The sequence below is a fragment of the Arthrobacter sp. NPDC097144 genome, from assembly GCF_044762205.1.
GTDB lineage: Bacteria > Actinomycetota > Actinomycetes > Actinomycetales > Micrococcaceae > Arthrobacter_B.
The window spans coordinates 26269-45154 of the sequence record NZ_JBIWDW010000001.1 but is presented as its reverse complement, the minus strand read 5'-3'; the positions used below and the strand labels follow the sequence as shown (position 1 = coordinate 45154).

At 65.8% G+C, this 18886-nt stretch carries 20 protein-coding genes; 15 read left to right on the top strand and 5 right to left on the bottom strand.

Annotation, left to right across the window (positions count from 1 at the left end):
* The first annotated feature begins 63 nt into the window (after nucleotides 1–63).
* The 7 genes from ACIQXM_RS00210 (at nucleotide 64) to ACIQXM_RS00180 (ending at nucleotide 5646) form a co-directional block, all read left to right on the top strand.
* Nucleotides 64–1173, top strand: a complete 1110-nt coding sequence (locus ACIQXM_RS00210; protein ID WP_400925883.1) for a histidinol-phosphate transaminase — start codon at nucleotides 64–66, stop codon at nucleotides 1171–1173.
* Nucleotides 1174–1260: 87 nt separating this feature from the next.
* Entirely contained in the window at nucleotides 1261–1878 is a 618-nt protein-coding gene (hisB, locus tag ACIQXM_RS00205) for an imidazoleglycerol-phosphate dehydratase HisB (RefSeq protein ID WP_400925880.1), read from the top strand.
* Nucleotides 1875–2513: an imidazole glycerol phosphate synthase subunit HisH gene (gene hisH / locus ACIQXM_RS00200; protein ID WP_400925877.1), complete on the top strand. Its 639-nt coding sequence runs from the start codon at nucleotides 1875–1877 to the stop codon at nucleotides 2511–2513. Before hisB ends, hisH begins: the two co-directional genes overlap by 4 nt.
* 22 nt (nucleotides 2514–2535) lie before the next feature.
* Entirely contained in the window at nucleotides 2536–2676 is a 141-nt protein-coding gene (locus tag ACIQXM_RS00195; protein WP_400927762.1) for a hypothetical protein, read from the top strand.
* Between the two features lie 38 nt (nucleotides 2677–2714).
* Nucleotides 2715–3464, top strand: coding sequence for a bifunctional 1-(5-phosphoribosyl)-5-((5-phosphoribosylamino)methylideneamino)imidazole-4-carboxamide isomerase/phosphoribosylanthranilate isomerase PriA (priA, locus tag ACIQXM_RS00190; protein WP_400925874.1), 750 nt, complete (start codon nucleotides 2715–2717; stop codon nucleotides 3462–3464).
* 5 nt (nucleotides 3465–3469) lie between these two features.
* Entirely contained in the window at nucleotides 3470–4318 is an 849-nt protein-coding gene (locus ACIQXM_RS00185; protein ID WP_400925871.1) for an SseB family protein, read from the top strand.
* A gap of 35 nt (nucleotides 4319–4353) precedes the next feature.
* Nucleotides 4354–5646: an MFS transporter gene (locus tag ACIQXM_RS00180; RefSeq protein ID WP_400925868.1), complete on the top strand. Its 1293-nt coding sequence runs from the start codon at nucleotides 4354–4356 to the stop codon at nucleotides 5644–5646.
* A 157-nt stretch (nucleotides 5647–5803) separates the two neighbouring features.
* Here ACIQXM_RS00180 and ACIQXM_RS00175 read toward each other — a convergent pair whose 3' ends face one another.
* Together ACIQXM_RS00175 and ACIQXM_RS00170 are read right to left on the bottom strand one after the other, a co-directional pair.
* Nucleotides 5804–6544 carry a DUF1992 domain-containing protein gene (locus tag ACIQXM_RS00175; protein ID WP_400925865.1) on the bottom strand — a complete coding sequence of 247 codons (741 nt, stop codon included), beginning with the start codon at nucleotides 6542–6544 and terminating at the stop codon, nucleotides 5804–5806.
* A 115-nt stretch (nucleotides 6545–6659) separates the two neighbouring features.
* Complete coding sequence (locus ACIQXM_RS00170; protein WP_400925862.1) at nucleotides 6660–7088, bottom strand: DUF1844 domain-containing protein; 429 nt, start codon at nucleotides 7086–7088, stop codon at nucleotides 6660–6662.
* 400 nt (nucleotides 7089–7488) lie between these two features.
* On the opposite strand from ACIQXM_RS00170, the gene infC reads away from it, so the two are divergent.
* From infC to ACIQXM_RS00145, 5 genes are all read left to right on the top strand, one after another.
* Nucleotides 7489–8487, top strand: coding sequence for a translation initiation factor IF-3 (gene infC, locus ACIQXM_RS00165; protein WP_400925859.1), 999 nt, complete (start codon nucleotides 7489–7491; stop codon nucleotides 8485–8487).
* Nucleotides 8488–8598: 111 nt separating this feature from the next.
* Complete coding sequence (rpmI, locus tag ACIQXM_RS00160) at nucleotides 8599–8793, top strand: 50S ribosomal protein L35 (RefSeq protein ID WP_104055427.1); 195 nt, start codon at nucleotides 8599–8601, stop codon at nucleotides 8791–8793.
* A 121-nt stretch (nucleotides 8794–8914) separates the two neighbouring features.
* A complete protein-coding gene (gene rplT / locus ACIQXM_RS00155) occupies nucleotides 8915–9568 on the top strand; it encodes a 50S ribosomal protein L20 (RefSeq protein ID WP_400925855.1) in 654 nt (217 codons plus the stop codon).
* Between the two features lie 20 nt (nucleotides 9569–9588).
* Nucleotides 9589–10524, top strand: a complete 936-nt coding sequence (locus ACIQXM_RS00150; protein ID WP_400925852.1) for a TrmH family RNA methyltransferase — start codon at nucleotides 9589–9591, stop codon at nucleotides 10522–10524.
* An 86-nt stretch (nucleotides 10525–10610) separates the two neighbouring features.
* Nucleotides 10611–11570 (top strand): cation diffusion facilitator family transporter, encoded by a 960-nt coding sequence (locus tag ACIQXM_RS00145; protein ID WP_400925849.1) that lies wholly within the window; start codon nucleotides 10611–10613, stop codon nucleotides 11568–11570.
* Here ACIQXM_RS00145 and ACIQXM_RS00140 read toward each other — a convergent pair.
* Nucleotides 11476–12720, bottom strand: a complete 1245-nt coding sequence (locus ACIQXM_RS00140; RefSeq protein ID WP_400925847.1) for an MFS transporter — start codon at nucleotides 12718–12720, stop codon at nucleotides 11476–11478. The two genes, ACIQXM_RS00145 and ACIQXM_RS00140, sit on opposite strands and share 95 nt — an antisense overlap.
* Before the next feature lie 253 nt (nucleotides 12721–12973).
* Between ACIQXM_RS00140 and ACIQXM_RS00135 the strand changes: the two genes are divergently transcribed.
* The gene (locus ACIQXM_RS00135) at nucleotides 12974–13402 is read left to right on the top strand and encodes a (deoxy)nucleoside triphosphate pyrophosphohydrolase (RefSeq protein WP_400927664.1); all 429 of its coding nucleotides are present in this window, start codon (nucleotides 12974–12976) and stop codon (nucleotides 13400–13402) included.
* A 36-nt stretch (nucleotides 13403–13438) separates the two neighbouring features.
* On the opposite strand, the gene ACIQXM_RS00130 is transcribed toward ACIQXM_RS00135, so the two are convergent.
* Complete coding sequence (locus tag ACIQXM_RS00130; protein WP_400925844.1) at nucleotides 13439–14518, bottom strand: Rv2578c family radical SAM protein; 1080 nt, start codon at nucleotides 14516–14518, stop codon at nucleotides 13439–13441.
* Nucleotides 14519–14611: 93 nt separating this feature from the next.
* A complete protein-coding gene (locus tag ACIQXM_RS00125) occupies nucleotides 14612–15001 on the bottom strand; it encodes a hypothetical protein (protein WP_400925841.1) in 390 nt (129 codons plus the stop codon).
* Between the two features lie 169 nt (nucleotides 15002–15170).
* On the opposite strand from ACIQXM_RS00125, the gene pheS reads away from it, so the two are divergent.
* Together pheS and pheT are read left to right on the top strand one after the other, a co-directional pair.
* A complete protein-coding gene (pheS, locus tag ACIQXM_RS00120) occupies nucleotides 15171–16253 on the top strand; it encodes a phenylalanine--tRNA ligase subunit alpha (protein ID WP_400925838.1) in 1083 nt (360 codons plus the stop codon).
* Entirely contained in the window at nucleotides 16254–18797 is a 2544-nt protein-coding gene (gene pheT / locus ACIQXM_RS00115) for a phenylalanine--tRNA ligase subunit beta (RefSeq protein ID WP_400925835.1), read from the top strand.
* Nucleotides 18798–18886: the final 89 nt, after the last annotated feature.

The window sequence follows — 18886 nt, the reverse complement described above, 5'->3', positions numbered from 1 at the left end:
AATAACGCCGGCCCGTCTGTGCGGCGATTCTTCCCGCTCGACAACAAGTCTTAAGCTGTACAAGTGACTGAACAGCTGCAAAGACTCAACCGACTTCCCCTGCGCGATGACCTTCGCGGCCTGACGCCCTACGGCGCGCCGCAGCTGGACGTGCCCATTCTGTTGAACGTCAACGAGAACACCCATGGGCTGCCGGAGTCGGTGCGCAAAGCGATCACAGCCTCCGTGGATCAGGCCGTATCAGGCCTCAACCGCTACCCGGACCGGGAATTCACCGACCTGCGCAATCGCCTTGCCGCGTATTTGGGCCACGGGCTCGGCGCCGAGAACATTTGGGCCGGCAACGGCTCCAACGAAGTCCTGCAGCAGATCCTGCAAGCCTTCGGCGGTCCGGGCCGCACCGCCATGAGCTTCCCTCCCACTTATTCCATGTACCCGCTGCTGTCCAGCGGTACCGGAACCCGCTATGTCACGGGCACCCGCAGCGATGACTTTGGACTCACCGCGGAATCAGCGGCAGAGCAGGTCCGCGCGCAAGCCCCGAACATCGTCTTCCTCTGCACGCCGAACAACCCCACCGGCACGGCGCTGCCCCTGGACGTGGTGGAAGCCGTGTATGAAGCCGGTGCAGCATCACAGGCCATAGTGATTGTGGACGAGGCATACGGGGAGTTCTTCCATGCGGGAACCCCCAGTGCCCTGCAGCTGCTGCCGGGACGGGAGCGACTCATCGTTTCACGCACCATGAGCAAGGCTTTTGCGCTGGCCGGAGCGCGGGTCGGCTACATGGCGGCCGCCCCCGAGGTTACCGATGCCCTGCGCCTGGTCCGCCTGCCGTATCACCTCTCCGCCATCACCCAAGCCACCGCCAACGCAGCCCTGGACCACGCTGACGCACTGCTGGCCAACGTTGAAGCCATCAAGGTCCAGCGTGACCGCATTGTCTCCGAGCTGCTGACAATGGATCTGAAGCCGGCCCCGTCGGACGCGAATTTTGTCTTTTTCGGCGGGTTGGAGAACCCCCACGCCGTATGGGAAGGCCTGCTGGAAGCCGGCGTGCTGGTGCGCGACGTCGGGATCCCCGGACACCTGCGCGTCACCGCCGGGACGGAGACCGAAACCAGCGCCTTCCTGGACCGGCTCCGCGAGCTCCTCGCCGCAGGCATCCGCTAGGCTTCTGCCGCTCGCGCAGCCGCGCGGAACGCTCCCGCGCCAGACACTAAACTGTTAGACGAGACTCCCTTCTTTCAAAGGAAAACCATGACCGTGGAGACCACCACCGGACGCACAGCCCGCCTCGAACGGGTCACCAGTGAGTCGTCAGTGGTAGTGGAGCTGGACCTGGACGGAACCGGCCAGTCCAACATCAGCACTTCCGTGCCGTTCTACGACCACATGCTGACGGCCCTGGCAAAGCACTCCCTGATGGATCTCACGGTCCAGGCCACCGGTGACACTCATATTGATGTCCACCACACAGTGGAGGACATTGCCATCAGCATCGGCGAGGCGCTGAAGACAGCCCTGGGCAACAAGGCCGGCATCCGTCGCTTCGGCGAGGCCACCGTGCCGCTGGACGAGGCTTTGGCCAACGCCGTCGTCGATATTTCCGGCCGGCCCTACCTGGTGCACACGGGTGAACCCGCGGGCCAGGAGTATCACCTGATCGGCGGGCATTTCACCGGTTCGCTGACCCGCCACGTCTTCGAGGCCATCACCCTGCATGCCCAGATTTGCCTGCACATGACCGTCCTTGGGGGCCGCGACCCGCACCACATCGTGGAAGCCCAGTTCAAGGCCTTCGCGCGTGCGCTGCGTGCCGCCGTCGAGCCTGATCCCCGTGTAGAAGGTATTCCGTCCACCAAGGGAGCCCTGTGAGCACCCGCAACGTTACCGTTCTTGATTACGGCTCCGGCAACATCCGGTCCGCTGTGCGGGCGCTGGAATACGTCGGTGCCAATGTCACCCTCAGCAGCAAGTCCGCCGATGTCCTGAACGCCGACGGGCTGCTGGTACCCGGAGTGGGTGCCTTTGCCGCCGTCATGCAGGGCCTCAAAGAAGTGGATGCCCTTCGCCTGATCGGCCGCCGGGTTGCCGGCGGCCGGCCCGTCATGGGCATCTGCGTGGGCCTGCAGGTGCTCTTTGACGAGGGCGTGGAGCACGGTGTCCGCACCCCGGGCATGGGGGAGTGGCCCGGAGTCGTGGAGCGGCTGGACGCTGAAGTGGTGCCGCACATGGGTTGGAACACGGTGCAGCCGCCCGAAGGATCCAAGCTTTTCGCCGGGATCGAGGACGAGCGGTTCTACTTTGTGCACAGCTACGGAGTGCAGAAATGGGATTTTGACGTCACGCAGCCCGCCATGCGCGCACCGCAGGTCACCTGGGCCGAGCACGGCAGCCGTTTTATTGCCGCCGTGGAAAACGGGCCGCTGACCGCCACGCAGTTCCATCCGGAAAAGTCCGGTGACGCCGGAGCGGCGCTGCTGGAAAACTGGCTGAAGACGCTGGGCTAGAGCCGTGTGGAGCATTCTCCTTATGGGCCTTGCCGGACTCTTGATCGGCGGAGCCATTTCCTTTCGCCGCCAGGGCATGTCCCGGATTATCACCGTTAGCTTTTGGGTGCTCGCAGGATTATCCCTGCTTGGCGCCTACCTCCTGATCGACAGCAGCGTCTGAGCATTCCGCCGCTGCCGGAACCCCACGAAAGCAGAATCATGTCACTTGTTGAAACACCCGTCCTGGAACTCCTGCCCGCCGTGGACGTAGCGGACGGCCAGGCTGTCCGCCTGGTCCAGGGCGAAGCCGGCAGCGAAACCAGCTACGGCGATCCGCTGGACGCCGCCCTGGCATGGCAGAACGACGGTGCCGAATGGGTGCACCTGGTGGACCTGGACGCTGCCTTTGGCCGCGGGTCCAACCTGGCGCTGCTCAAGCGCGTGGTGGACCAGCTGGACATCAAGGTGGAGCTCTCCGGCGGCATTCGTGACGATGCTTCCCTGGACATGGCCCTGGAGCTGGGCGCCAGCCGCGTCAACCTGGGCACCGCCGCACTGGAAAACCCGGAGTGGACCGCCAGCGCGATTGCGCGTTACGGCGAGGCGATCGCCGTCGGCCTCGACGTGCGGGGCACCACCCTCGCCGCGCGCGGCTGGACCAAGGAAGGCGGAGACCTCTGGGAGGTCCTGGCGCGCCTCGAAGAGGCAGGCTGCCCGCGCTACGTCGTGACGGACGTGACCAAGGACGGAACCCTGCGCGGACCGAACCTGGAGCTCCTGCGTGAAGTCCTGCTGCGTACCGACCGGCCGGTGGTGGCCTCCGGCGGCATCTCGTCACTGGATGACCTGGCTGCCCTTCGTGAGCTCGTACCCCTTGGACTGGAAGGCACGATCGTGGGCAAGGCGCTCTACGCCGGTGCCTTCACCCTGCCGCAGGCCTTCGACGTCGCCGGGCACCCGGAGCGCTAGAACCCATGGCTGAACGCGCTCTTCCCGGCCATATTGCCGCTGCCCTCGCGGGCGCCGGCGGCCCGGCCGACTCCGCCGGGCAGTCCTGGTCCGGCCGGGATCTTTCCGGCGAGGGAAACCCGCTGCACAATTTCGACGCCGACGACGGCACTGCCGACGCCGGCTACCTCGCCGCCCTTGCCGCGCTAGAGGCAGGCACCGGCACTGAGGCGCAGGTGGTCGCCTCGCTGGCCACCGCCCGCGTGTTCGTGCCCATTGTCGCGACGCTGGCCGAGGAAGCTGAATCCGAGCACGGACTGGCCGCGGACAAGGAAGCGGACATGGCCCTGGTCACCCTCACCGCACCCGACGGACGCAAGGCCCTTCCGGTGTTCACATCGGTACCCGCCCTGCAGCAGTGGCATCCGGAAGCGCGCCCGGTCGCGGTCTATGCCGCCCGGGCCGCGCTCTCCGCTGTCTCCGAGGAAGCCCAGCTGCTGGTCGTGGATCCCGGCGCCGATGTCACGTTTGTGGTGCGCCGGCCCGCAATGTGGGCGCTTGCCCAGCAGCGGGAGTGGACGCCGTCGTACGCCGACGAAGAGGTGGGCAGCGCCGTGTCCGCGGCGGTCGCCCACGAACCGTCCGTCACCGGAGTGGAACTGGTTCAGGGGCCCGGAACTGCGGCGAGATCGGCGCGCGGGACGGTCCTGGCAGGAGGCGGTGCCGGACCTGAGCTTAGAATGGTTCTTCACCTGGCACCGGGACTGGATGCGCAGGCGGTGCAGGGCATCGCCGGAACGCTGCAGCAGCGACTGGCTGCCGATCCCTTATTTGTTGAGCGTGTGGATTCCCTGGAACTCAAAATCACGCGCTAACCCGTTGGGCGGGGGACCGCCGGAAGAGAAGTGCCGTGAATTTTGCTGCGTACGGGGAGCTGCTCCGCATCGCCCCGATCCGACGCCTGCTGCTGGTGGGAATGATTGCCCGGTTCCCGCATTCGGCGGCCGGAGTGCTCCTGACCCTGCACGTGGTCCTGACCATGGACATGGGTTACGCCAAGGCCGGCGCGGTTGCTGCCGTTGTCACCGTCGGCATTGCCTTCGGCGCCCCGTGGCGCGGGCGGCGCGTGGACAATGTGGGACTGCGCCGGGCCCTGATTCCCTCGGTGATCTCCGAGGCTGTTATTTGGTCCATTGCCCCTCATGCCAGTTATGAGTGGCTGCTGGTTTTGGCACTGATCGGCGGGGTCTTTACGCTTCCGGTGTTCAGTGTGGTCCGGCAGTCGCTGGGTGTGCTGGCCAAGGGGGACCAGCGGCGCACGGCGTTTGCGCTGGATTCCATTGCCACCGAAGTGGTCTTCATGGGCGGTCCCGCGCTCGGTGCCGTCCTGGCCACATCCTTCTCCTCCGTGATCGGCCTGACCCTGGTGGGCATTACGACGTCGCTCGCCGGGCTTCTCCTGATCTGGTTCAACCCGCCGACGCGGTCCGAGCATCCGCTCGATTCCGCCAGCGAGGTCCAGGAGCGCGAGGCCGCCAACGCCGCCGTCGTCGCTGCGGCCCCGGCCAATCTGGCCGAAGCCTCCTCCGAACTGCAGCCGCTTGCCGTGCTGAACCGGCGGGAACGGCTGCGCTCCGGATTTTCCTGGTTCACGCTCAGTGTGGCGGTGGTCTTTGCCGTGGCTGTGGGCGCCGGACTGCTGTTGTCCAGCTCCGACGTCGGCATCGTAGCCCTGGTCGAATCCTCCGGCCAGCCCGGACAGGTGGGCCTCGTGTTCGTTGCCTGGTGTGCAGCGTCAGTGGTGGGCGGCCTCATCTACGGCGCGATGCACCGCAGGTTCTCGCCGATGCTGCTGCTCCTGGCCATGGCTGTCCTGACTCTGCCCATGGCGCTGGCAACCGACACCCTGAGCCTGGCGCTGCTCTCCATTCCCGCCGGCCTGCTTTGCGCTCCGGTGCTCTCCTCCGCGTCCGAACGCGTGGCTGACCTGGTGTCCGAAGAGCGCCGGGGTGAAGCCATGGGCTGGTACGGTTCTGCGCTCACCTCCGGCACCGCTCTGGGGGCCCCGCTGGCTGGCATGGCAATTGACCTTGCGGGGCCGTGGGCGGGCTTTACGTTTGCCGGTGCGTCAGCGGCGGTGCTGGTGCTGGCAACCCTGGCTGTGCGGAAGTTCAGCCGGCGCGGACAGCGGCTTCCGGCTTAGTTCGGGGCTAGTTTCGGGCTAGTTTCGGCGGTTCGGCCTGCGCCGACGGGGTTATAGGGGACACCTCTACTCGACTCGCGCCCACGGCACCGCCGAGCGCGCGGCACCGCCTCCGTGAGCCCAAACCGCTCAGCGGCGGCAGCGTGTGTTCGGTGCTCTACCCGTCAGGACGGGGATGGCGCGGGGGCCGGCGGAACCTGCCGAGCAGCCGGTGCACCCAGCCCCGAAGGCCAGGCCTCTGGTTACTGCCGTTGGATCCAGTTCCGGCTCCAGTTGCAGCGCTGGCTCCGGATCTGATGCCGGATCGGCCGGCGGCAGCAGGCCGGGCGGCTGCATCCCCTTCGGCTGCGTCCCCTTCAGCACTGACTGCGGACAGCCCCCGGCGCTCCCGCCAGCTCCGCACCTCGTCCTCCACTCCGCGGATCCTGGTGATGACGGGAGGCCCGCCCAGCAGCTGGCGGCGCGCTTCGATGACCCGCGAGTTGAAGTCCTCCACGGCGTCGCGTACCTGGCGCTCGGACGGCAGCTCGTCCAAGCGGGACGCAAAATTCTCGTCTTCCACCCTGAGCAGCAGGGCCGGCGGACCCAGCCCGCTGATGTTCTCCCTTTTGATCAGCCGTTTGATCCACCAATCGGGATCGGGGTCATCAAGTCCGGGAATGGGTTTGCCGGCATAGCGGAGGTTGTCGAATTCACCACGGTTCATGGCGTCGCGAACAAGGTAGTCCGCTTTTTGCGCCTCAGTGAACTTCCGGCGTTTCTCGCGTGCCTCCTCGCTTTCGGAAGCGCCGAGCCCCTCGGGCACTTTGTACCCGGCCGCTTCGGACGTTCCTGCGGCCTTGAGCCGTGCCGCTTGTTCCAGCCGTTTCCGATATGCCTCCGCGCCGCTGCCAGCCACTCGTCACCGCCTTCGTTGAATGTCCCCAACAGGTTACGCAACCGGAACGGGCAGACAAAAGCCCGGTGGGCCCGCCGCGAACGGCAGGCCCACCGGGCTTCGAAGGGCAGAGGCTTTAGTTGACGGGGCCGGTGAACTTCTCGCCCGGACCCTTGCCCGGAGCGTCCTGGAGTTCGGAGGCCTCGCGGAAGGCCAGCTGCAGCGAACGCAGTCCGTCGCGCAACGGACCGGCGTGCTGGCTGCCGATTTCCGGAGCTGCTGCAGTCACGAATCCGGCCAGTGCGGTAATCAGCTTCCGGGCTTCGTCCAGATCTTTCAGTTCTTCGGCGTCGTCGCCCTCGGCCAGGCCGCACTTGACGGCGGCAGCGCTCATCAGGTGAACGGCAGCGGTGGTGATGACTTCAATTGCGGGGACTTCGGCGATGTCACGCATCTGGGCCGCCACTTCCTGCTCTTCAGCGGAAGGTGCGTGCACCTCTTCCGTGGTGCCGGGGAAGGAATGGCGGGTGGGTTCGCCCGCCGGGTTGCTCTGTGGGGTACTCATACTGGTAAGCTTGTCACAGACCGACTGGTTGTCGTTACTTTCACTGCCTTCAACGGCCCCGCCCCTCACGGAGCGGATGGTGAAAGTATCGCATCGGCCAGTATGCAAGCGGAGACTCCTCCCACCCGCGTCAGCCTGAATCTTCAAGCCGTATGCCCCAGGGCATGTGTGCAGAAGCAGAGTTGCCGGGTATGGTCGGCCCCCTGTGGCGGGTCCAGGCATTGCCTGGCCAACCATTCAGGGAGGTTGCTGCTGACGCAGCTCCCGCCGACCCCTCGAGGCCTCCGATTGCGCGTGCAATTGGGGGCCTTCTTCAGTTGCAGGCGGTAGCCGTTTTGAATTAAACAGGAGCTGCAACATTAGCGAGCCAAGAATCAATGATCGAATCCGCGTCCCTGAGGTGCGGCTGGTAGGACCGGCTGGAGAGCAAGTTGGGGTCGTCCGTATCGAAGACGCCCTGCGTCTCGCTGCTGAATCCGACCTGGATCTTGTTGAGGTGGCACCGCAGGCCAAGCCTCCGGTGTGCAAACTAATGGACTTCGGCAAGTACAAGTACGAAGCCGCTGTCAAGGCCCGTGAGGCACGCAAGAACCAGACGAACACCGTGCTGAAGGAAATCCGGTTCCGCCTGAAGATTGACACTCACGACTACGAAACCAAGCGCGGCCATGCCATGCGCTTCCTCGCAGCCGGTGACAAGGTCAAGGCCATGATTCAGTTCCGCGGCCGTGAACAGCAGCGTCCGGAAATGGGCATGAAGCTGCTGAACAAGTTCGCAGCTGACGTCGCCGAGGTCGGTGTGGTTGAATCCACTCCGCGCATCGACGGCCGCAACATGGTCATGGTGATCGGCCCGCTGAAGAACAAGGCCGAGGCTAAGGCCGAAGCACGCCGCGCAACGCAGCGTGCCGATGCCAAGGCAGCCAACGAAGCCGCCAAGAACGGCGAGGCCCCCGCACGGGTGGACACCTCCGCTGAAAACAAGGCGCCCATGACGCAGAGCCTGGCAGACCTTCTGCCGGACGGCCTGCGGCTTGGTTCCTCCGCTGCCGAGGCCGACAAGGCCCGTGCAGAGAAGGAAAAGGCTGACAAGGAAATGGCTGAGAAGCGCGCACAGGCAGCAGCTGAGAAGGCTGCGTCGGATGCACGCCGCGCAGCACAGGCCGCCAAGGCTCCGGCTCCCCAGCCGGTTGCGGAGGCTCCCGCTGCTCCGGCCGCTCCCGCGGAGTCGAAGCCTGCAGCCGCGCCCAAGCCGGCTGCTGTGCCCAAGCCCACGGCAATGAAGCCTGCACCTAAGCCCGCAGCACGGCCCAAGCCGGCTGCTGCACCCAAACCTGCTGGCAAGGCTGCTCCTTCACGGGGCGCAGCGAGCCAGAACAAGCCCGGAACTGCGGAGTAGAGTCTCAGCTTTTCCCGCAGGACGTCCAGGCGTCCAGTAACCCCTGGCATCTGCAAAGGTGCCCAAAGCCCCGCGGGCCTGCCCGCGGAAACCTAAAGGAGATCGGTAGTCATGCCGAAGATGAAGACCCACAGTGGCGCCAAGAAGCGCTTCAAGCTGACCGGTACCGGCAAGCTCAAGCGCCAGCAGGCCAACCGCCGCCACTACCTCGAGCACAAGCCGTCCACGCTGACGCGCCGCCTCGCCAGTGACAAGCTTGTTGCCCCGGCAGATGCCAAGGTCATCAAGAAGATGCTGGGCATCTAGTCTTTCCATCTCGACAGGCGTGCCCGTCCGGGCCGCCGTCACCCCATCAAGCTTTTCCGGGCCTGAGTACCAGGCCGAGCACCTCGCAGTGCACGGAAGATTTATCTAAAGGAGTACGCACGTGGCACGTGTGAAGCGGGCGGTAAACGCCCACAAGAAGCGTCGGGTAATTCTCGAGCGCGCCAAGGGTTACCGCGGACAGCGTTCACGCCTGGTCCGCAAGGCCAAAGAGCAGCTGCTGCACTCGTTTGTGTACAGCTACGGCGACCGCCGCAAGCGCAAGGGTGACTTCCGTCGCCTGTGGATCCAGCGCATCAACGCTGCATCCCGCGCCAACGGCCTGACCTACAACCGCCTGATCCAGGGCCTGAAGGCTGCCGAGATCCAGGTTGACCGCCGCATGCTGGCCGAACTGGCCGTCAACGACGCCGCCGCGTTCGCCACGCTGGTCCAGATCGCCAAGAACGCCCTGCCGTCCGACACCTCCGCTCCGGCCGTTGCCGCTGCTCCGGCTCCCGCTGCGAAGGCTGCTCCGGCTGCCTCCAAGCCGGCTGCTGCTGTCGCCGACGCTCAGGGTGGCTTCAAGGCTTCCGAGGGCGACGCTCCCGAGGGCTTTGTCATCAAGGGCAACCTGGGCTCCGGCAAGTACCACGTTCCGGGTTCCACCTGGTACGACCAGACCGTAGCTGAGTACTGGTTCAACTCCGTCGAAGCAGCCAAGGCTGCCGGCCTGGAGCCTGCTGGCGGAGAATCCCGCCAGAAGTTCCAGGGCTAGAAATCGGTTATTAGCCGATCATGAGTATCGATGGGCGCCCGCCCGCTCCGCTGATGTCCAACCCCCGAGCAGATCGGGTCAGGGATGTTGCGAAGCTGGCCGGGCGCCCAGCGCGTTTAAAAACCGGCCGCTTTGTGGCCGAGGGTCCGCAGGCCGTCCGTGAGGCGCTGCTGTCCCACCGGGACGACGTCGAAAACGGCGGTCCCGGCGTCGTGCTTGAAGTCTTTGCCACCGAGGCCTGCCTGGACCGGCTGCCCGAGCTGGCCGAGCTGGCGTCCGACGTGACGCTGCGCCTGGCCACCGATGAGGTCATCGGTGCCATGGCCACCACCATTTCTCCGCAGGGGATTGTGGCAGTGTGCCGCATTGCGGAATACGACCTGGACGACGTGCTGGCCTCCGGCGCCCGGCTTATTGCCGTCCTGTGCGAAGTCCGGGACCCGGGCAACGCCGGCACCATCCTGCGGGCTGCCGATTCTGCCGGTGCCGACGCAGTGGTGCTGACCGCCTCCAGCGTGGACATCCACAACCCCAAAGCCGTGCGTTCCACTGCCGGTTCCCTGTTTCACCTGCCGGTGGTTACCGGCGTCGAGTTCGACTTCCTGATGTCCGCCTTCCGTGCCCACGGCCTGACCGTCCTGGCCGCCGACGGGTACGGCAGCGTGGACCTGGACCGGCTCCAGGACGAAAGCGCGCTGCGCCGCCTGGCTCCGGCAACGTCGGAAGAAGCCGACGGCGGGGATGCGCCGAACGCTGCCGTTGAGCCGTCCCAGCCGCGGCTGGAAAATTCCACCGCCTGGCTCTTCGGCAACGAAGCCCAGGGCCTGTCCAAAACACAGCTCGCGGAGGCCGACTACCGCGTGGCCGTGCCGGTGTACGGCAGGGCTGAAAGCCTGAACGTGGGAACCGCGGCCACCGTGTGCCTGTACGCCTCTGCGCGTGCCCAAAACCGCTGAAATCGCAGCCAGGACCGGTAGTACAGTAGGCGCAGGACAGATCCCGCCCAGCGGGGTACACCACTCCTACGAAACGGGTTCCAGCCATGTCTGCCAGCGGCGGTAACAAGGCGGTGGTTGCGGCGCTGTCCGCGAATCTCGCCATTGCGGTTCTCAAGTTTATTGCGTTTGCTTTGACGCGTTCTTCGTCCATGCTTGCCGAAGCGATCCACTCGGTGGCGGATTCCGGCAACCAAATCCTGCTCCTGATAGGCGGCAAGCGGGCGGCGCGCCAGGCCAGCCCCGAGCATCCGTTCGGCTACGGACGCGAGCGCTATATTTACGCCTTTATCGTGTCAATCGTGCTGTTTAGCCTGGGCGGTCTTTTTGCGCTCTACGAGGCGTACCACAAGTGGCAGGATCCGCACCCGATAGAGGGGCAGTGGTGGTGGGTTCCGCTGGCCGTCCTGGTGGGCGCCATCATGGCGGAGGGCTACTCCTTCCGCACGGCGATGCGCGAGTCAAACCACACGCGCGGCAGGAAGTCCTGGGTGGAATTCGTACGCACGGCCAAGGCGCCGGAGCTCCCTGTGGTGCTGCTGGAGGACTTCGGCGCCCTGCTGGGTCTGCTCTTCGCGCTCATGGGCGTGGGCCTGACCCTGATTACCCGCAACGGGCTGTGGGACGCGGCCGGCACCGCCATGATCGGCCTTCTGCTGGTGGCCATTGCCGCCGTCCTCGCCGTGGAGACCAAGTCCTTGCTGCTGGGTGAATCGGCCACCTCCAGTGATGTGCGCCGGATCGAGGAAGCCATCACCTCGGACGGCACCCGGATCATCCACATCAAGACTATGCATCTGGGTCCGGAGGAACTGCTGGTTGCCGCCAAGATCTCGGTGGACGAGTGTGAGACGGGCCAGCACATTGCCGAAGCCATCAACGGCGCGGAAGAACGGATCCGAGCCGCAGTGCCTATTGCGCGCCAGATTTATCTGGAACCGGATGTGTACGCGCCGCGCGCGCAGCAGCAGCTGCCTGCGGATCCTTCCGGTCCAGCCAGCCACTAAGTACGGCGATGCCCAGTCCCATCAGGGCCAGGACGGCGCCGACGACGGCGGGGGAACGGTAGCCCCAGCCCCAGGCAATCACCAGCCCGCCCAGGAGGGCTCCGAGCGCATTTGCCATGTTCAACGCGGAGTGGGTCAATGATGATGCCAGGGACTGGGCGTCGGGGGAGACATCCAGCAGCCGGGTCTGCAGCGGGGGAACCAACATGGATCCGATGGCTCCGACCAGGAACACCAGGGCGAGGGCCCCGGCCTTGTACTGCACCAGCCAGGCGTAGGACGCGAGGATGACGACGGTGCCCGCCAGGATCCCGTAGATGCTGCGCATGACACTGCGGTCCGCCAGGCGTCCTCCGGCAATGTTCCCGAAGACGTTCCCCAAGCCGTACAGGCCCACGATCAGGGGCAGCAGATCCGAGTTGAAGCCGGCCACGTTGGTCATGGTGGGGGAGATGTAGGCGTACACGGCAAAGAATCCGCCGAAGCCCACCGTTCCCACCAGCAGTGCCAGCCACACCTGGATCCTGCGCAGAGCACCGAGTTCACGCCGGATGCTGGCTCCGGGAAGGACTGCTTCGTGCGGAACAAACCGCACCATCAGGGCCACCGTCAGCAGCCCTATCGCCCCGACCAGGACGAACATCCAGCGCCACCCCGCCTGCTGTCCCAGCCAGGTGGCAAACGGAACACCGACGACGTTGGCGATGCTCAGGCCCAGCATCACCATGGAAATGGCACGGGCGCGTCGGGTGGGCGCCACCAGCGAAGCGGCGATAACGGCAGCGACGCCGAAGAAGGCGCCGTGCGGCAACCCCGAAATAAAACGGCTGACCAGAAGCCAGTGGTAGTCGGGTGCGAAGAACGAGGACAGATTGCCGATGGCGAAGAGCATCATCAGCCCTACGGCCAGCCGCTTCCGGGGCATGCGTGCGCCCAGGGCTGCAAGGACCGGAGCGCCCACCACCACGCCCAGCGCGTAGGCGGAAATCACATGGCCGCCGGCCGGCACGGAGATACCGAGTTCGGTCACCATTTCCTGAAGCAGGCCCATGATGGTGAATTCAGTGGTGCCAATGGCGAATCCGCCTACGGCAAGGGCGAAAATGGCCAGTGAAGCCCGCTTGGCGTGGAGCGCGGGTGTGGAAGACATAAAACTCTTTCAGAACGAATGTGGGTTGAGGGCATGGATGTCGCGGAGTACGCGCAGAAGCCGGAAGAACCCGCAGCTGCCTCTGGGGGCGGGGGCAGCCGGTGAGGACGAAGAACCCGGGATTGAAAACCCTGGGAGTCGAAAGGGGCGCGCAGGGACCTCCGGCAGATGGGAACCGGGGCTTCGCGGTAACCGCAACAGCGCTGTCCAATCCAGCTTAGTTCAGGGCTGCCCGTAGACTCGAGCCGTGTCTATTTCCGAACTGAAACAAGTTGTTGGCGCCGCAGTGGTGGACAGCCTTGCCGCTCCTACAAAAATGCTGGCCGCCCGGCGCACGGCTCCGGAGCAGTATGCCGGCATGTGGGAATTTCCCGGGGGAAAAGTGGAAGCCGGTGAAACGTGTGAAGAAGGCCTGCACCGGGAGCTGCAGGAAGAACTCGGTATCCGGGTCCGGCTCGGTGCCGAGGTCCGCGGTCCGGGGGCCCAGGGCTGGCCGCTGAACGCCAAGGCGGCCATGCGGGTGTGGCTGGCCGAGGTCACCGAAGGGACTCCGGCTCCGTTGGAGGATCATGACGAGCTGCGGTGGATACCGCTGGATCCGGAGGAGCTGAAGCTGCTGGCCTGGATCCCCGCCGATCTGCCCATTGTCGGAGCGATGCTGGAGACAACCGGCCGGCCGTAGCGGTGCGCAGTTCTCATCCGGATGCGCCTGGCAGGCTCAGAACAGGGTTTGTACAGCGGGCTGCGAGAGTGCGGGCCCGGACAGGGCCGGTGCCGTCTGGGCTGCCCCGGTGACCCGGGTCGGCTGCTCCGGCCGGTTGGCGGCCGCACTCCGGGAGGGAAGAAACTCGGCCCTGGACGTGAAGCCGTGCTTCTTCTTGAAGTACTGCACACGGCCCGCAAGCCACTGGCGGTATTCCTTGGAGGCGTACGTGCCGCCGCCGTAAAGCCGGGCATATTTGCCGGACAGATGAGGATAATCGCGGGCGATCCAGGCGAGGAACCATTCCCGGGCTCCGGGGCGCAGATGCAGTGCTCCGGCAGTGACTCCGGTGGCGCCGGCGGCCGAGAGGGCACTGAACAGGGTATCGAGTGACTCATCGCCGTCGGTCAGCCAGGGCAGGATCGGCATGGCCATGACCGAGCAGGGCAGCCCGGCCTCGCGCAGCCGGCTGATCAGTTCCAGCCGGGCCTTGGGCGCCGGGGTGCCCGGTTCCACCCGATGCGCAAGATCCGGATCCAGAAGTGCCAGGGAGATGCCCATTCCGATCTCCGTGTCTTGGCCGGCACTCTTGAGCAGGGGAATATCCCGGGCCAGCAGGGTTCCTTTGGTCAGGATTGAAAACGGTGTTCCGGAGGCTGCCAGCGCCTTGATGATGTCCGGCATTAGCCGGTATCGACCCTCGGCCCGCTGATACGGATCGGTGTTGGTGCCCATCGCCACATGCTCACGCTGCCAGGACGGACGGGCCAGCTCCCGGCGCAGGACCTCCGCGACGTTGGTCTTCACCACCAGCTGGCTGTCGAAGTCCAACCCGCTGTCCAGGTCCAAATAAGTATGGGTCTTCCGGGCAAAGCAGTACACGCAGGCATGGCTGCAGCCGCGGTAGGGGTTAATGGTCCAGCCAAACGGCATGCCGGAAGTTTTGCCTACCTTGTTCAGGGCGGATTTGGCGATGACTTCGTGGAAGGTGATGCCGGCAAATTCCGGGGTTTTGACGCTGCGCACCACGCCCTGCAGGGCCAGCAGGGCATCCTGCGAACCTGCGGCCTTGGGTTCCTGCGCTTCCCATCTCATGCCCACCATTAGAACACACGTACTAATGGCGGGAAAGGTGAACACCGGAGGTGAGGTGGAAGACGAAGGGGTGGAAGAGGAAGGCGGAGGCCCTTAGCGGTAGCCGCCGTCCTGGAGTCCGGCGAGCTGTTCGAAGATGTTGCCCGACGCGGGATTTCCGGTGCGCAGCACGGACAGGCCCGCACAGGCAAAGTAGGCGGGAAAGAAGGCCAGGCCCAGCGCGGCATACTGGCTGGCGTGCCGGGCCTCGTGCCGCAGCAGGGGACCGCCGCTGCCGGGAGCCAGGGAACGGGCAACCTGCGGACGGAACAGGATGACGTTTCCAACCGTGAAGGCAGCCGCCTTCGGCAGGGGCAGGTTCCACCCGCCGGCAAGGAGCAGCCCGTCCGGCCCGCGCTCAACCCGGCAACGGGCAACGCGGGCCAGGGCCAGTCCGGCCGGCGTCGTAAGGTTCATGATGTTCAGCAGCCGGCGCAGGTTCACGCTGCCAGTGTAGGAGCCTGTTCCGCGGACGTCTTCCCCGGGCGCCGTGCCCCGGTTCGCGGGCCGCGTTGGTTAGACTGGAAGATACGGGCATTTTCGCTTGCTTTTACATAAACCAACGCCCATCAAAACGTCCATCAACAGGGCCGGAAATAGGTAAGAACTGTACATGTCGAACTCCATACCGGGGACGCACTCCCCAGACACCGTCCCCGAACCGCCCAACCCGCTCGATGAGGCGGCCGTCGCTGCCGCTGTCGACGCCGCGCTCGCAGCCATTGCTGCTGCCGAAGACCTGGACGGCCTCAAAGACGTCCGCATCGCCGTCGCCGGTGACAAGTCTCCGCTGAGCCTGGCCAACCGGACCATCGGTTCCCTTCCCAAGGACCAGAAGTCCGCCGCCGGCAAGCTCGTGGGCCCCGCCCGCGGACGCATCAACGCCGCGCTCGCCGCCCGCACCGTGGAACTGGAAGCAGAGCGCGACGCGCGGATCCTCGTTGAGGAGGCGGTGGACGTCACCGCTGCGCCGCGCCGCCGCCGCATGGGCGGCCGCCACCCGCTGTCCACGCTGCAGGACCGCGTCATCGACGTCTTCGTGGGCATGGGCTGGGAAATCGCCGAAGGCCCCGAGGTGGAATCCGAGTGGTTCAACTTCGACGCACTGAACTTCAAGCCGGACCACCCGGCCCGCGAAATGCAGGACACCTTCTTTGTGGAACCGCCCGAAGCCCACCTGGTGATGCGCACGCACACCTCGCCGGTGCAGGTGCGCTCCATGCTGGAACGTGAGCTGCCGATCTACGTGCTGTGCCCGGGCAAGGTATTCCGCACCGATGAACTCGATGCCACCCACACTCCCGTGTTCCACCAGTTCGAGGGCCTGGCCATCGACAAGGGCCTGACCATGGCTGACCTTGTTGGCACGCTGGAGCACTTCACCCGCGTGCTGTTCGGCGAGGAAGCCAAGGTGCGCCTGCGCCCGAATTACTTCCCCTTCACCGAGCCCAGCGCCGAGCTGGACATCTGGCACCCGGGCGCCAAGGGCGGCCCGCGCTGGATTGAGTGGGGCGGCTGCGGCATGGTCAATCCGAACGTGCTGCGCGCCGCCGGCATTGATCCCGAGGTCTATTCAGGTTTTGCCTTCGGCATGGGTATTGAGCGCGCACTGATGTTCCGCAACGAAGTGGGGGACATGCGCGACATGATCGAGGGCGATGTACGTTTCAGCGAACACTTCGGGATGGAGATCTAAGTGAGAATCCCACTTTCCTGGCTGCGCGAGTATGCCCAGGTTCCGGCGGACGCAACCGCCGAAGACGTCATGGCGGAACTGGTCAAGGTAGGCCTGGAGGAAGAGGACGTCCACCGTCCCTCCGACGAGCTGTCCGGCCCCATTGTTGTGGGCCAGGTGCTCTCTATGGAGCCCGAGCCGCAGAAGAACGGCAAGACCATTAACTGGTGCTCCGTCCGCGTGGTGCCCGAGGGTGCCGAGCAGACGCTGACCGGAGACGGGATTGACCCTTCCGGCGTGCAGGGCATCGTCTGCGGCGCCCACAACTTCGCGGTGGGCGACAAAGTTGTTGTCACCCTTCCCGGCGCCGTGCTGCCCGGAGACTTCCGGATCAGCCCGCGCAAGACCTACGGTCACGTGTCCGCCGGCATGATCGCCTCGGTGCGCGAACTGGGCATCGGCGATGACCACGACGGGATCCTGGTGCTCTCCCGCCTGGGCCTGGACCCCGAGGTCGGAACCGACGCCATGGACCTGCTGGGCCTGCATGACGAAGCCGCAGAAATCAACGTCACCCCGGACCGCGGTTACGTGTTCTCCATCCGCGGTGCCGCGCGCGAATACGCCCACGCCACCGGAACGAAGTTCACGGACCCCGCTGCCGCCGTCGTCGTGCCCCAAGCCGACGGAAACGGTTACGGCGTGCGCCTGGAAGACCAGGCTCCGATCTACGGCAAGGCCGGCTGCGACCGCTTCGTGGCCCGCACCGTCCGCGGCGTGGATCCCACCCGTCCGACTCCGCCGTGGATGTCCTCACGCCTGCGCCTGGCCGGCATGCGGTCCATCTCGCTGGTGGTGGACATTTCCAACTACGTGATGCTGGAGCTCGGCCAGCCGCTGCACTTCTACGACCTGGACAAGCTGTCCGGTGACATTGTGGTGCGCCGCGCCGCCGCGGGGGAGACCCTGAAGACACTGGACGAGAAGGTCCGCACCCTGGACCCCGAGGACCTGCTCATCACGGACGATTCCGGTGCCATCGGTATTGCCGGTGTCATGGGCGGCGCCGCCACGGAGGTCTCTGATGCCACGCAGAACGTCCTGATCGAAGCTGCGCATTTCGAAGAAGTCAGCATCGGCCGCTCGCGCCGCCGTCACCGCCTCCCCTCGGAAGCGTCCAAGCGCTTCGAGCGCGGCGTGGACTGGAACATTGCCGATGTTGCGGCGCAGCGGGCCGTGGACCTGCTGACCGAACTGGCCGGCGGAACCGCTGATGCCTCAGTGACCGACGTCGGAACCAAGCCCGAGGCCAAGGCCATCGACCTGCCTGCGGACTTCGCGTCGAAGCTGATCGGCTATGACTTCAGCGAGGACCAGATCACCGGAACGCTGACCGATCTGGGCGCCACGGTGGAGAAGACGGCTGCCGGCTACTCGGTGACCCCGCCGAGCTGGCGCCCCGACCTGGAAACGCGTGAGGACCTCACCGAGGAAATCATCCGCCTGGTGGGCTACGAGAATATTCCGTCCACCCTGCCCACGGCTCCTCCCGGCCGCGGCCTGACCCGGATCCAGCAGCAGCGCCGCCGCCTGCAGCAGGCACTCGCCGCTGCGGGGCTGACCGAGGTGCTGTCCTACCCGTTCGTCACGGAAGAGGACAACAACACCTTCGGAACACCCGACGCCGGTGCCCCGCTGCGTGCGGTGAAGCTGGCGAATCCGCTGAGCGCCGAGTTCGGTTTCCTGCGCACCTCGGTGCTGCCGGGACTGTTTGAGGTAGCCAAGCGCAACCTCTCCCGCGGGTTCCGTGACCTGGCCCTGTTCGAGTCCGGTTCAGTGTTCCTGCCCGGCGAGCAGCTGGGAACGTCCTCCATTCCTCCGCTGGGTGTCCGCCCCTCGGAGGAAGTCCTGGACGCACTGTATGAGGGAGTTCCGGATCAGCCGCTGCACATTGGCGTCCTGTTCACCGGCCACGAGTCACAGCCCGGTGCGGGTTTCACCCCGCGCGCCTGGGACTGGGCCGACGCCGTGGACACCGCACGCTTGATGGGCGACGTGCTGGGCGTGGAACTGGTGGTGAGCCAGGGCGAGCACCAGGCCTTCCACCCCGGCCGCACCGCCAAGCTCTCCCTGCGCAGCGGCGAAACCGTGGGCTACGCCGGCGAGCTGCATCCCAAGCTGCTGGCGGCCCGGGACATGCCGGCCCGCACGGTGGCTCTGGAGCTTGACGCTGATGCCCTGTTCGAGGCCGCGCCCGAGGTGATCGTGGCCCGGAACATCTCTTCCTTCCCGGCCACCACGCAGGATGTGGCCCTGGTGGTGGAAGCGTCGATTCCCGCCGAGACCGTGCTGGAGACCCTGCGCGAAGGCGCGGGGGAGCTGCTCGAGGACATCTCGCTGTTTGATGTCTATTCCGGCAAGGGCATTGAGGAGGGACACAAGTCCCTGGCCTTCGCCCTGCGCTTCCGCGCTCCTGACCGGACCCTGACAGCAGATGAGGCGTCCGAGTCCCGGGCTGCCGCCGTCGCGCTGGCTACGGAACGCTTTGGTGCCGTGCAGCGCTAGGGCCTAAACCGCGTCAGCAGCAGGTCCCGTCCGGATTCCGGACGGGACCTGCTGCCTTTTTCACTGCCCCGGCCTGCTGCCTTCCGGAA

Bases quoted from the DNA above. Each gene is read 5' to 3' on its own strand.
- ACIQXM_RS00145 (WP_400925849.1), top strand. From the start codon at position 10,611: ATGTCTGCCAGCGGCGGTAACAAGGCGGTGGTTGCGGCGCTGTCCGCG.
- ACIQXM_RS00140 (WP_400925847.1), bottom strand. From the start codon at position 12,720: ATGTCTTCCACACCCGCGCTCCACGCCAAGCGGGCTTCACTGGCCATT.
- ACIQXM_RS00185 (WP_400925871.1), top strand. From the start codon at position 3,470: ATGGCTGAACGCGCTCTTCCCGGCCATATTGCCGCTGCCCTCGCGGGC.
- ACIQXM_RS00170 (WP_400925862.1), bottom strand. From the start codon at position 7,088: ATGAGTACCCCACAGAGCAACCCGGCGGGCGAACCCACCCGCCATTCC.
- priA (WP_400925874.1), top strand. From the start codon at position 2,715: ATGTCACTTGTTGAAACACCCGTCCTGGAACTCCTGCCCGCCGTGGAC.
- ACIQXM_RS00150 (WP_400925852.1), top strand. From the start codon at position 9,589: ATGAGTATCGATGGGCGCCCGCCCGCTCCGCTGATGTCCAACCCCCGA.
- pheS (WP_400925838.1), top strand. From the start codon at position 15,171: ATGTCGAACTCCATACCGGGGACGCACTCCCCAGACACCGTCCCCGAA.
- rpmI (WP_104055427.1), top strand. From the start codon at position 8,599: ATGCCGAAGATGAAGACCCACAGTGGCGCCAAGAAGCGCTTCAAGCTG.
- ACIQXM_RS00130 (WP_400925844.1), bottom strand. From the start codon at position 14,518: ATGAGATGGGAAGCGCAGGAACCCAAGGCCGCAGGTTCGCAGGATGCC.
- ACIQXM_RS00195 (WP_400927762.1), top strand. From the start codon at position 2,536: ATGGGCCTTGCCGGACTCTTGATCGGCGGAGCCATTTCCTTTCGCCGC.
- hisB (WP_400925880.1), top strand. From the start codon at position 1,261: ATGACCGTGGAGACCACCACCGGACGCACAGCCCGCCTCGAACGGGTC.